This is a genomic window from Nocardia higoensis NBRC 100133 (genome assembly GCF_000308595.1).
Taxonomy (GTDB): Bacteria; Actinomycetota; Actinomycetes; order Mycobacteriales; family Mycobacteriaceae; genus Nocardia; species Nocardia higoensis.
The window spans coordinates 177,642-190,103 of sequence record NZ_BAGA01000077.1 but is presented as its reverse complement, the minus strand read 5'-3'; the positions used below and the strand labels follow the sequence as shown (position 1 = coordinate 190,103).

Below are 12,462 nucleotides of genomic sequence, written 5' to 3'. Positions count from 1 at the left end.
ATGACCGGTGCCGTAACAGATGTAGACGATCACGCCGAACGTCCGAGCAAGGGCGTCCGTCGGGGCGCGCTCGATCCGAAGATGCTGCTCACCTCGCTCCCCGACGCGATCCGCAAACTCGATCCACGAACCATGTGGCGCAATCCGGTGATATTCATCGTCGAGATCGGCGCGCTCTGGTCGACGGCACTCGCGATCGCGAACCCCACATTCTTCGCCTGGGCGATCGTGGTGTGGCTGTGGCTGACAGTGATCTTCGCGAACCTGGCCGAAGCCGTAGCCGAGGGCCGAGGCAAAGCACAAGCCAACGCGCTGCGCAAAGCCAGGACCGACACGGTCGCGCGCAGACTCTCCGACTGGACACCCGGCGGCCGGACCGTCGAAGAACGGGTGGCCGCACCGGCACTACGGCGCGGTGACCATGTGGTCGTCGAGGCCGGGCAGGTGATCCCCGGCGACGGCGACGTGGTCGAGGGCATCGCCTCGGTCGACGAATCGACCATCACCGGCGAATCCGCCCCGGTCATCAGAGAATCCGGCGGCGACCGCTCCGCGGTGACCGGCGGCACCTATGTGCTCTCGGATCGCATCGTCGTGCGGATTACCCAGGAACCCGGCCAGAGTTTTCTGGACAAGATGATCGCTTTGGTCGAGGGCGCGAGCAGACAAAAAACGCCCAACGAGATCGCGCTCAACATCCTGCTCGCCTCGCTGACGATCATCTTCCTCTTCGCCGTGGTCACCTTGCAACCGCTGGCGATCTTCTCCAAGACCGACAACCCCGGTGTACCCGACACGGCAGCGCTCGACGCGCACGGTGTCACCGGGATCGTCATGGTCTCGCTGCTGGTCTGCCTGATCCCGACCACTATCGGCGCACTGCTCTCGGCCATCGGCATCGCGGGCATGGACCGGCTGGTTCAACGTAACGTGTTGGCCATGTCGGGCCATGCAGTGGAGGCTGCAGGCGATGTGAACACGCTGTTGCTGGACAAGACCGGCACCATCACCCTCGGCAACCGGCAAGCCTCGGAATTCGTCCCGTTGCCGGGCGTTCCCGATGACGAGATGGCCGACGCGGCACAGCTGTCCAGCCTGGCCGACGAGACCCCCGAGGGTCGGTCCATCGTGGTCTACGCCAAACAGGCGTTCAACAAACGCGCGCGGACGCCCGGTGAACTGACCGGAGCGACCTGGGTGAAGTTCACCGCCCACACCCGCATGTCGGGTGTCGACCTGTCGGACGGCCACCGGTTGCGCAAGGGGGCGACCGGCGCGGTCACCGAATGGGTACGCTCACAGGGCGGTGACGTACCGGCGGAGCTCGGCGCCATCGTCGACAGTATCTCGGCCTCGGGTGGCACGCCGCTTGCCGTCGCGGAAGTGGACCACGGCCGGGCACGGCTGCTGGGTGTCATCCATCTCAAGGACGTCGTCAAACGCGGCATGCGCGAGCGCTTCGATGAAATGCGGCGCATGGGCATCCGCACCATCATGATCACCGGCGACAATCCCATGACCGCCAGAGCTATCGCCGACGAGGCGGGCGTCGACGATTTCCTCGCCGAGGCCACTCCGGAGCACAAACTGGCGCTGATCAAGGGGGAACAGGCCGGTGGACGGCTCGTCGCGATGACCGGCGACGGCACCAACGACGCACCGGCCCTCGCACAGGCCGATGTCGGGGTCGCGATGAACACCGGTACCTCCGCTGCCAAGGAGGCCGGGAACATGGTCGATCTGGATTCGGACCCGACCAAGCTCATCGAGATCGTGAAGATCGGCAAACAGCTGCTCATCACCCGCGGCGCGCTGACCACCTTCTCCATCGCCAACGACATCGCCAAGTACTTCGTGATCCTGCCCGCCCTGTTCATCGGGCTGTTCCCCGGCCTCGACCTGCTCAACGTGATACGCCTGGCCAGTCCTGAGTCGGCGATCCTGTCCGCAGTCATCTTCAACGCACTCGTCATCGTTGCCCTGATTCCGCTGGCGTTACGCGGGGTGCACTACACGCCCTCCAACGCGTCGAAACTACTCAGCCGCAACCTGACCATCTACGGTCTCGGCGGCATCGTCGCACCATTCATCGGTATCAAGATCATCAACCTGGTCGTCCAACTCTTTCCAGGGATGTCCTGAAATGAAGATGCCAACACGGCTTCATCAGCATGTCGCAGCGCTGCGCGCGCTGCTCGTGCTCACCGCGATCACCGGAATCGCCTATCCGCTAGCGGTCTTCGCAGTCGCGCAGGCTCCCGGCCTGCGCGACAAGGCCGAGGGCTCATTGCTCACCTCCGACGGCAAACTGGTCGGCAGCAGCCTCATCGGGCAGTCGTTCACCGACGCCGACGGCAACGCCTTGGCGCAGTACTTCCAGAGCCGCCCCTCCGTGGCAGGGGCAGGATATGACCCGCTGTCCACCGCGGCAAGCAATCTCGGACCCGAAAGCATCGTCGACACCCTGGACACCGACCCGACGAAGGTAACGCTGAGCCTGCTATCGACGGTGTGCTCTCGGAGCAAGGCCATCGGCGACCGTGAGGGGGTCGACGGCAGCCGTCCATTCTGCACCGACGACGGCCTCGGCGCGGTGCTCTCGGTCATCGGCCCGCGAGACGCCGACGGCCGAATCTCGCGGCCGGTGCGGGTCATCAGCATCAACCAGACCTGTCCGGCCACACCGTTCCTGGCCACCTACCTCGGACTCACCGTGGAATGCGCCGAACCCGGAGCGGACTACTCGACCGGGCTCATCGTCCCGATCTTCGGCAGCGCAACCAGCCATACCGCGGTACCCGCGGACGCGGTCACCGCGAGCGGCAGCGGCCTGGACCCGCACATCTCTCCCAGGTATGCAGATATCCAGGTCGCCCGAATCGCCGACGCCCGCCACATCACCGCCGATCAGGTGCGCGAACTCGTCGAAGCGCACACCCAGAGCCGAACACTCGGTTTCCTCGGCGAACCCCGAGTCAACGTGGTCGAACTCAACCTCGACCTCGACCTCAGATATCCGATGCACGGCTGACCCCGAAAATGGTCGAACAACAACTGAAGCTCCCGGGTTTCGTGCGCACCGGGTTGTCTGTCCGCAGCGGGTTGCCGAGAGCAGTTGGCATAGTAGTCCGGCTTCGTACTCGGTCGGTGGTTTCCGGTCGAGGCGGTAGGGCGCCTGGAAACGACCGACCATCTGGGAGCCGACGCCCCGACATTGCAGCCGCCGGCGGCGCTGAGCCGGGCGCTCTCGCCATCCGACCGGCATCACACTGCGCAGAGAGAACTGCTGCCGGCACAGCGAGAAGTTCTACGACTCGCGCTACAGGCTCATATCTCGAACCGGCTGGATCTGCCGTTACTGCCTCCCGTCGGCCGACTTCCTGAAGGCGGCCGACGGCTCATCCGTTCGGCTGTCCCCCATCTCGAACAACGGGTCGAGTAAGGATGCCTGGCGGGGGCTGATTCGCCATCGATTCTCGTGCCGCCGATGGCGTCGCCGAACCCGCCACCTCGCTGCGAGACAGCGGCATCGTCCCCCACCTCATTCGGGAGCGGGACGGTAGCCTATCGAGGGAGGATACGGATGTGCGCGACGCAATCGAACCGGGATGGGATCTGCCACGGGTCCGGCGGGAAGAGGTTCGACGAGCCGCAGCGGTCGCGCTGGAAGAAGGAATGAAGGCTATGGAGACCCCCGGAGCTGGAGACGGCACGTCGAAAGTCACCCGGCTACCGCGTCGTCCGCGGCGCGTGACGGAAGAGGCCGGCGGGGGGCCGCGCAGGACCTGGTGCGCGCAGGGTGGCTCCGTCTTCGACCCCGCACCGACCAAGCCCGTACTGCGATCGGAACTGCAACGCGAGACAGGGTGGTGGCCGGTCGCCCCCGTCACGGCGCGGCACCCGGCTCCGGAGAACGACCCGGGCAGTTCCGGCCCCGATGGCAATGTCGTCGATCTCGACACGTTGAGGCGCAAACGCGCCGGCGGTTAGACCGGCACCGGACCGCCCCCCGGGGGGGCCGGGGGCACACCGAAGAAAGGACGCGCCGCGCACGGCGGGGCGACAGTCATCGATCGACGTCACCGGTAGAGGGCGTCGATGCTGTCGGCGAGGTTGTCGACGACCACCTTGCGGCGCAGTTTCATACTCGGTGTGAGTTCACCGGTCTCGACGGACAGTTCGTGGTCGATGATGGCGAATTTCTTGATCTGTTCCCAGCGATCGAGCTGGGCATTCAGCTCGTCGATATAGGTGGCGAGCAGGTCGTGGGTCTTCTCGTCCCGCGCGATTTCGGCGAACGGCTTTTCTCCCAGACCGTGCTTGCCCGCCCATTCGGCGATGCTCTGGGCGTCGAGGCCGATCAAGGCGACGCAATAGGGCCGCGCCTCTCCGTAGACGATGAATTCGCCCGCGTACGGGCACATGCCCTTGAAGGTGGCGGCGATCGCGGAGGGCGCGACGTATTTGCCCTGCGATGTCTTGAACAAGTCCTTCTTGCGGTCGGTGATGCGCAGGAAGCCGTCCGCGTCGATCTCGCCGATGTCGCCGGTGCGGAACCAGCCGTCCGCGTCCAGCGCCTCGGCGGTGGCCTCGGGGCGGTTGTGATAGCCACTCATCACACCCGGACTCCGAAGCAGGATCTCGCCGTCCTCGGCGATCTTCACCTCGGTGCCGGGGAACGGCTTGCCCACGGTTCCGAACCGGTAGGCGTCCGGCCGGTTGATGAACGACGCGGCGGCGGTCTCGGTCAGACCGTAGCCTTCGAGCACGATGATTCCGATCGCGTCGAACCATTCCGCGACGTCGCGGGCCAACGGCGCCGCCGCCGAAACGAAGTACCGCAGCCGACCACCGAAGCGTTCACGGATCGTGGAGAGCACCAGCTTGTCGGCGACTCTGTGCTGCACGGCGACCGGCAACGACGGATTCTCGCCGGCCTGTCTCGCACGCGACACCTTCAGGCCGACGCCGACCGCCCAGTCGAACAGCTTCTTCTTGATCCCGCCTTCGTCGGCCACTACGCCCTCGATACGGGCGTGCGCCTTCTCGAAGATGCGCGGGGCGCCGGCCACGATGGTGGGATGCAGAATCGAGAGGTTGTCGACGATCTTGTCCACCCGACCGTCGATGGCTGTGGGGAAACCGACCAGCGGTGACAGCGCCAGCATCACCTTGCCGAACGTGTGCGAGAGCGGAAGCCACAGGAAGTTCAGGTCGTCGGGACCGAGCACACCTACGGCGTCGATAGCCGCCGCGCTGTACGTCCACGTCGAATGCGGCAGCCTGACGCCTTTCGGGGTGCCGGTCGTGCCGGAGGTGTACATGATGCTGCCCAAGTGCTCGGGCCGGATGCCACGGATGCGATCGGCCACCGCGTCGGGGGATCCGGTCAGCAGGGCGCGCCCGCGCTCTTCGAGATCGTCGAGCGTGATCACCCAGTCTCCGTCGCCTTCGCCGTCGAAGATCACCACCCGTTGCACGTCGGGCAACTCGGCGCGGTGCTCGATCAGTTTGTCGACCTGGGCCTGATCCTCGGCGACGACGACACGGCTGCCCGAGTCGGCGATGATGAACGTGACGCCAGGAGCGGTCATGGTCGGGTACACGGTAGTGGTGGCCGCGCCGGCGTACATCACGGCGAAGTCGGCGAGCACCCATTCGTATCGGGTGGACGACACGAGCGCTACCCGGTCCTCGGCCTGGATTCCCAGGGCGATCAACCCGGCGGCCAGGATGTCGACGCGCTCACCGAACTGTTTCCAGGAAACGCTGGTCCAGCCCTCGCCGTCGGGGAACCGGAATGCCTCTGTGTTCGGTGTGGCGGTGACGCGGTCGACCAACATGTGTGCGACCGAGGATGCCCGGTGCTCGATCGTGCTGAGATCGGAAAGCTCCTCGGAATTCCGGAGGAACGTCATTACTCGATTCTAGGCGAATCCGAGGCCGAATCGGTGCGGCGCTCGGACACAATCGATCGCCATCTCCGCAGCTCGTAGCGGGTCGTGACCCGAACGGCGCACAGATACGAGCCGCCCGCGACAACGGCGCGGTAATCGCCGCGGCACTGTTCGCCCGGGGGCGTCGACGAGCGCGTTGCGCGGGGTGCAACAAGTCGGTAACGGGGCGGCGAGAGCGGACATGGTCGGTGGCACGCCCACGGGTTGCCGGCCATGTCGAGGAGGCCTGACCGAGGGGGACAGAGCCGACCGCCGTGGTGCCCGGCGTGCGTGTCCACCCCGGCCGCGCACTCCCCTTCCGCTTGCCCACCCGGGCCGCGTACGCCACGGGGTCGCCATAGGCGAGCCGGGGACGGCGCGCGCACACCACGCCAGGCCCGGATTCCGCAAATCCGCGCACACCACAGGCCACCACCCCCGACACTAGAGCCAACTGCTATCAAAGGGGTGATCGGGATGGTCGGAACACACACGGTCGCGGCCGGGGAAACGTTGCCTATGTTGGCTTTACGTTTCCATGGAGACGCCGAGCTGTACCGGCTCATCGCCATCGCCAGCGGGATCGCCGAACCCGACGAGGTCGGCGCGGGACAGCGGCTCATCATCTCCGGATACACGAGGTACGAGGTCGTCACCGCAGACACGTTGCCGGAGCTGGCAACTCGCCACTACGGAGACGCCTCCTTCGCCCCGTTCATCGCCGCCGCCAACGGCATCATCGAATCCGACGCCGTCGCCGCGGGACGACAGCTCATCGTGCCCGATCTCGTACGGCACGAGGTTCGAGCGGGAGAAACGTTGTCGGAGTTGGCCTCTCGCTACTACGGAGACGCCTCCCTCGCTCCGCTCATCGCCGCCGCCAACGGCATCGCCGAACCCGCCGCCGGCCAGGTCCTCGCGATATTCCTCGAGCGAAGCGACGGGTTCGGTTTGTCGATCGTGGAGCGCGACGAGGACGACCCGCGCATGTGGTACTACCGATTCCGGACGGCTGCGATCGGCTGGAACCCCGGAGTCAACGTCCTGCTACCCGACGATTACCACACCAGCGGATACACCTATCCCGTCCTCTATCTGCTCCACGGCGGCGTCCAGGATTTCCGCACCTTCGATTCCCTGGGCATCCGCGAATGGACCGCGGGAAAGCCGATCATCGTCGTGATGCCCGATGGCGGCCGAGCCGGCTGGTATTCCAATCCGACCGGATCCTTCGTGGGTCCGCGCAATTGGGAGACATTCCATATCACCCAGCTTCTCCCGTGGATCGAGGCGAACTTCCGAGTCCATGCCGAGTACGACGGTCGCGCGGTCGCCGGGTTCTCGATGGGCGGCTTCGGCGCGCTGAAATACACGGCCAAGTATCACGATCGTTTCGCCTCGGTCAGCAGCCATTCCGGCCCGGCGAGCCTGCGTCGCGACTTCGGCCTCGTCGTGCATTGGGCGAATCTGACCTCGGCGACGCTGGAACTGGGCGGCGCCACGGTTTACGGGGCACCGTTCTGGAACCAGGCCAGGGTCAGCGCGGACAATCCGATCGAACGGATCGAAAGCTACCGCGACAAGCGGATATTCCTCGCCGCGGGCACCAGTCCGGAACCGATCGATTGGTTCGACAGCGTGAACGAAACCCAGGTGCTGGCCGGCCAGCGGGAATTCCGCAAGCGCCTCACCGATGCCGGCATCCCACACGAGGCGCACGAGGTTCCCGGCGGTCACGAGTTCCGGCCCGAACTCTTCGCGACCGACCTGGAAGGAATCATCGCCCACCTGCGGCCTGCGGCACTCGCATGACGCCCACTCGGCGGCGACTCACCGAGCGGGTTCGAGACACGCCGACTCGACATCGCCACAGCCACCACTCCGATGCGACACGAACGAATTTCTTCGACGCCCGGATAGAATTATCCGGCAGAAACAAGATCGAATTATCACGAATTCAAGATCGAATTTCGTAACCCCGATAGAACAGGTAGTTTGCCAAGTATTAACGGTGATTTATCACACAAAAATTAAAGGTAGCTTCGACGGTCTCCCTTCCCTAACGTTGCGGGTGCGCGCCGTGATGGTGTCGTTATATCCGAACCGTGGAAGGAAAGCTCCGCCATGATCTCTCGCAAGGTTGTTGCCGCCGCCGGCGCCGTCTCCGCCGCCGCCCTGCTCTTCGGCCCGGTCGCCGTGGCCTCCGCCGAAAGCGCCACCGCCGTCACCGGCTCCGCCGCACTCGCCACCGGCTCGGCCGGTCTGGCCGCAGGCTCCGCCGAGACCGGCCTGGCCACGGGCTCCGCCGAAGGCCTGGCCACCGGCTCGGCCGGCCTGGCCACCGGTTCCGCCGAAGGTGGCGGCCTGGCCTCGGGCTCCGCGCTGCTCGACACCGGCAGCTCCGCCTTCGACGGCGGCACCTCCGCCCTCGTCAACATCATCGACGCGCTCCTCGGCGTGCAGGAGCTGACCCAGCCCGAGCCCGCCGCCTGATCCGATCTCGAAGAGATCACCGCGTCGCACGATCGACCCCCGGGGCCCCGATATTTTCGTTCCGCACGCTGAGCGCGGCGATGCATGTGAATTCGCCGGAGCGAAAACAGCCCCGGGTTCGATCACCATCTGGTCACCGGTTCCCCATCGGTAGCCGGATGCGATCTCCGATATCGGAAGTGCGGACCGACGGCACCGGTCGTCGACTCCGGCGGACCCGGTGGATCAGGACAAGTCCGCCACCTCGCCGATTTCCGGGTCGGTAACGCACAAGCCGAATCGAATGTCCGCGGCCCGAAGTGCGAGCAGCCGGCCTCAGGCGCCGGAGTTCCTGGCGTGTTCCCAGAAATACCGGAGCACATCGTCGTCGATGTCGGTCGGGGCGCCGATGGTTCGGGCGTCCACACCGTGCACCTCGGTGTGCAACTGCTCCATCCTGCGGTCGAGTTCGGCCGCGGTCTGGGCGGCGGTGGTCAGATCGTCGATGAGACGCTGCGGAACATGGCCGTCGAACTTGTAGAAGATCTTGTGCTCGGTCGTCGCCCAGAAGTCCATCGCGACGGTGCGAACCTGGAGTTCGACGATCACGTTCACCCGCCCGCTCGACAGGAAGACCGGGATCTCGAGCAGAGCATGCAGGCTCTTGTACCCGTTGGGCTTCGGGTGGGCGATGTAGTCCTTGACGGCGATCACGCGCACGTCGTCCTGGGAGGTGAGCGCCTCCAGCACCCGATAGGTGTCGGAGATGAAACTGCAGGTGATCCGCACGCCACCGATATCGGTGATGTGCTCGCGGATCGAGGGCAGACCGGGATCGATGCCCTTGCGGATCACCTTGCGCAGGATGCTCGTAGGCGACTTCACCCGGGACGTGACGTGTTCGATCGGGTTGTAGTGGTGCAGATTCAGGAATTCCTGGCGCAGGATCGTCACCTTGGTGAGCAGTTCCTGCACCGCGAAGTCGTACTCCATCACGAAGCGGGTCAGATCGTCCCGCATGCGGGTCATGTAGCCGATCATCGCGTCGTCGTCGGTCCCGCGCTGGTCGCCGCCACCAACTTCTCCTGCCACCACTGCGCCTCTCCCGTCGGCTCACGTGCTCAACACCGGTCACGCCGTTCAACGCGCACACGGCCGCGCGACCGGCGCTCCCGGACGTCGACCACGGTACGCTGCGCCCCCATCAGCTACGCGACCGCAATCATCACCCCAGGAGCCGATCGGCGGCGCGATACAGCGCGCCGGACGGCCCTGCCGATGCCGAGCCCGTGGACAACCAGGCCAACACCCGAAATGTGGCTGCGGCTGCGGTGGCGACGAGGCCTGCCGACACGAAGGACCCCCTGCCCGGCAGAGCGCCCGACCTTGCCGGCGAATCCGTGGTGAACCCGGCCGTCACACCGGCCCGGCGAGTCGGACCTCGGCGGGTGGGCCGGTTACCGCGCGGCGGGCACCGCCACCGGATCGGGTAGGCCGAAACGAGCCCGCACGGTCGATTCCGGATAGGCCGACGGGAACGCACCCGCCGCCCGCAGCAGCGGAATGACTTCCCGCACGAAGGTGCGCAGATCGCCGGGCAGGGTCGGAGGCTGGACGGTGTAGCCGTCGACGACGCCCGCGCGCCACCAATCGAGGATCTGCTCGGCCACCTCGGCCGGTGTGCCGAGCACGAGACGGTGCCCGCCCTCGATGCGGCGGGCCAACTGGCGAAGCGTGATCCGCTCCGTGGTGACCAGATCGCGGAAGGCCTTCGTGAATCCGATCGGGGACTGCTGGTCCGGGTCGATCGGAAAGAGTTCGGGGATGAGCACGGCCTCGGGATCGTAGGGCAGCCCGTGCCGGTCGGCGAAGGCGCGCAGCAGCGACTCCTCGTCGGGGTGACCGTTCAGGCGTTCGTGCTCGCGCAGAGCGGCCTCGGTGGTTTCGGCGACGATGGGCACCAGGCCGGGGAGCAGGCGGATGGCGCCGGGATCGCGGCCGTGGGCGATGGCGCGCGCGTTCAGTTGCGCGCGGAATTCGCGGGCCGCGTCGATGCCGAGCAGACCGGCATAGACGAGGTCCGCGCGAGCGCCGGCGAGGTCGATGCCCGCTTCCGAGGCGCCTGCCTGGCAGATGAGCGGGTGCCCCTGCGGGCCGACGGGCACATTCAGCGGGCCGCGGACGGAGAAGAACTCGCCGTCGTGGTCGATGGCCCGTGCGGAGTCCGCGGTCCAGAGTGGATCACCGAGCTCGGTGGGCGCGTCGGAAGCGGTGTGGTCCCAGCTGCGCCACAGCGCCTGGACCACCTCGACGAACTCCCCCGCCCGGCGGTACCGCGCGGCCCGGTCCGGCAGCGGCGCGGAGCCGAAGTTGGCGGCGATGTCGGGGTTGAAGCTCGACACCACATTCCAGATCACCCGTCCGCCCGACACATGATCCAGGCTCGCGAGCCGCCGCGCGAGGTTGTACGGGGAGTTGTAGGTGCTCGATGCGGTGATCACGAAGCCGATGTCGGGCACCTTGGCCGCGAGCGCGGTGAACAGCACGATCGGATCCAGTGAGTGCAAGGGCCTGTTCGTGGCGGCGCGCTGCAAGGCGGGGTGGTCGGAGACGAATACCGCGTCGAAGGTGCCCTCGCGGGCCAGTTCCGCCGCTTCGACGTAGTGGTCGAACGAAGTGAAGCGGTCCCATCGATGCCCCGGCGCCAGCCACGAGTTCCCGTGGTATCCGGTGCTGTTCACACCGACATTCAGGAACAGTCTGCGCTCGGACATGGCGTCTCTCCGTTTCGACATGCGGAAGAACATTCGCGACGATCTCCGGTCGCGGGTCGGAACAACAATGCGCCGCGGCGTCCGGCCCGGGCAACGAACCCGATCGGCGTGATCGGAATTATGCGCTTCGAGGCGGCATTTGAAGTTCCTCTTCATGAATCGTGTAGGCAATCTCAGCGATCGCAACGGGGTTCGCGCCGTCGGCGCCGCCTACGCTGGCACCCACATCCGATCCCGAACAGAACAGGTGGTGGGAAAGATGACAACCGCTGCGGCACAACCGATTTCCGTGCAGTCCACGGACGCGGCACCGTCCTCGATCACCGTGCATCCGCTGGCAGGCTACACCGGCGCGGAAATCTCCGGTGTCGATCTGGCACAGGATCTTCCGGACGCGGTGATCGCCGAGATCCGGCAGGCATTGCTGAAATGGAAGGTGGTGTTCTTCCGGGATCAGACAATCGGCCACGCGGAGCAGATCGCATTCGCGCGCCGCTTCGGCAGAGTCACGCCCGCTCATCCGTACGAGGAGAATCCACCCGAAGGATTCCCGGAAATCCTGCCCATCGACAGCAGGCGCTACACCGAACTCTACGGACGCAAGCGCACCTCCTATGACAACAGCTGGCACACCGATGTCACCGCCTTGGTGAACCCGCCCGCGTTCTCGATCCTGCGGGCCGACATCCTGCCGCCCTACGGCGGCGACACCGCGTGGACGAACCTGGTGGCGGCGTACGAGAACCTGCCCGCCGAGCTGCGCGAGTTCCTCGACAAGCTCGACGCCGAGCACACCTTCGACAATCGTGCCGCACAGGGCAGTTCGCGCTCGGAAATCATCTCGAACAAGCCGCTGCGCACGTTCCACCCGGTGGTGCGCGTACATCCGGAGACCGGGGAGCGGGTGCTGTTCGTCAGCCCGGGCTTCACCCGCAAGGCCAAGAACATCCGCGGCCTGGGCCCGAGCCTGAGCTCGCACCTGCTCGACGCGCTCTGGGAAGAGGCCACCCGCACCGAATACACGGTCCGCTTCCGGTGGCAGCCGGGCAGCGTGGCCTTCTGGGACAACCGCGCGACCGCGCACCTGGCCATCCCCGACGCCGGCCACCTCGGCTACGACCGGGTGCTCTACCGGGTGACCATCGAGGGCGACGTGCCACAGGGCGTGGACGGCCGCGTCTCGGAATCGTTGGAAGGCGAGCCGTTCCACGGCTCCTGAACCGTCACGTTCCGGCACTGCACGACCGGGAACGAGAAAGGCTCCGCACCTCGAAGGTGCG

8 protein-coding genes are annotated in these 12,462 nt (G+C 66.2%); 5 read left to right on the top strand and 3 right to left on the bottom strand.

What is annotated here, in order from left to right:
• Both kdpB and ON26_RS13310 read left to right on the top strand, forming a co-directional pair.
• Nucleotides 1-2,142, top strand: coding sequence for a potassium-transporting ATPase subunit KdpB (gene kdpB / locus ON26_RS13315; RefSeq protein ID WP_040796381.1), 2,142 nt, complete (start codon nt 1-3; stop codon nt 2,140-2,142).
• Nucleotide 2,143: 1 nt separating this feature from the next.
• On the top strand, nt 2,144-3,031 hold the full coding sequence (locus ON26_RS13310; RefSeq protein WP_040796380.1) for a potassium-transporting ATPase subunit C: 888 nt from the start codon (nt 2,144-2,146) through the stop codon (nt 3,029-3,031).
• 1,048 nt (nt 3,032-4,079) lie between these two features.
• On the opposite strand, the gene ON26_RS13300 is transcribed toward ON26_RS13310, so the two are convergent.
• A complete protein-coding gene (locus ON26_RS13300; protein ID WP_040796378.1) occupies nt 4,080-5,918 on the bottom strand; it encodes an AMP-dependent synthetase/ligase in 1,839 nt (612 codons plus the stop codon).
• 495 nt (nt 5,919-6,413) lie between these two features.
• Here ON26_RS13300 and ON26_RS13295 point away from each other — a divergent pair, with 495 nt between their 5' ends.
• On the top strand, nt 6,414-7,748 hold the full coding sequence (locus ON26_RS13295) for an alpha/beta hydrolase-fold protein (RefSeq protein WP_040796515.1): 1,335 nt from the start codon (nt 6,414-6,416) through the stop codon (nt 7,746-7,748).
• Between the two features lie 312 nt (nt 7,749-8,060).
• On the top strand, nt 8,061-8,429 hold the full coding sequence (locus ON26_RS13290; RefSeq protein ID WP_040796377.1) for a hypothetical protein: 369 nt from the start codon (nt 8,061-8,063) through the stop codon (nt 8,427-8,429).
• A 315-nt stretch (nt 8,430-8,744) separates the two neighbouring features.
• On the opposite strand, the gene ON26_RS13285 is transcribed toward ON26_RS13290, so the two are convergent.
• Together ON26_RS13285 and ON26_RS13280 are read right to left on the bottom strand one after the other, a co-directional pair.
• Complete coding sequence (locus tag ON26_RS13285) at nt 8,745-9,449, bottom strand: GTP pyrophosphokinase (RefSeq protein WP_051027023.1); 705 nt, start codon at nt 9,447-9,449, stop codon at nt 8,745-8,747.
• Nucleotides 9,450-9,865: 416 nt separating this feature from the next.
• Nucleotides 9,866-11,182, bottom strand: coding sequence for an NtaA/DmoA family FMN-dependent monooxygenase (locus ON26_RS13280; RefSeq protein ID WP_245545840.1), 1,317 nt, complete (start codon nt 11,180-11,182; stop codon nt 9,866-9,868).
• Between the two features lie 259 nt (nt 11,183-11,441).
• Between ON26_RS13280 and ON26_RS13275 the strand changes: the two genes are divergently transcribed.
• The gene (locus ON26_RS13275) at nt 11,442-12,401 is read left to right on the top strand and encodes a TauD/TfdA dioxygenase family protein (RefSeq protein WP_051027050.1); all 960 of its coding nucleotides are present in this window, start codon (nt 11,442-11,444) and stop codon (nt 12,399-12,401) included.
• Nucleotides 12,402-12,462 lie beyond the last annotated feature (61 nt).

Bases quoted from the DNA above. Each gene is read 5' to 3' on its own strand.
- kdpB (WP_040796381.1), top strand. From the start codon at position 1: ATGACCGGTGCCGTAACAGATGTAGACGATCACGCCGAACGTCCGAGC.
- ON26_RS13310 (WP_040796380.1), top strand. From the start codon at position 2,144: ATGAAGATGCCAACACGGCTTCATCAGCATGTCGCAGCGCTGCGCGCG.
- ON26_RS13300 (WP_040796378.1), bottom strand. From the start codon at position 5,918: ATGACGTTCCTCCGGAATTCCGAGGAGCTTTCCGATCTCAGCACGATC.
- ON26_RS13295 (WP_040796515.1), top strand. From the start codon at position 6,414: ATGGTCGGAACACACACGGTCGCGGCCGGGGAAACGTTGCCTATGTTG.
- ON26_RS13290 (WP_040796377.1), top strand. From the start codon at position 8,061: ATGATCTCTCGCAAGGTTGTTGCCGCCGCCGGCGCCGTCTCCGCCGCC.
- ON26_RS13285 (WP_051027023.1), bottom strand. From the start codon at position 9,449: ATGATCGGCTACATGACCCGCATGCGGGACGATCTGACCCGCTTCGTG.
- ON26_RS13280 (WP_245545840.1), bottom strand. From the start codon at position 11,182: ATGTCCGAGCGCAGACTGTTCCTGAATGTCGGTGTGAACAGCACCGGA.
- ON26_RS13275 (WP_051027050.1), top strand. From the start codon at position 11,442: ATGACAACCGCTGCGGCACAACCGATTTCCGTGCAGTCCACGGACGCG.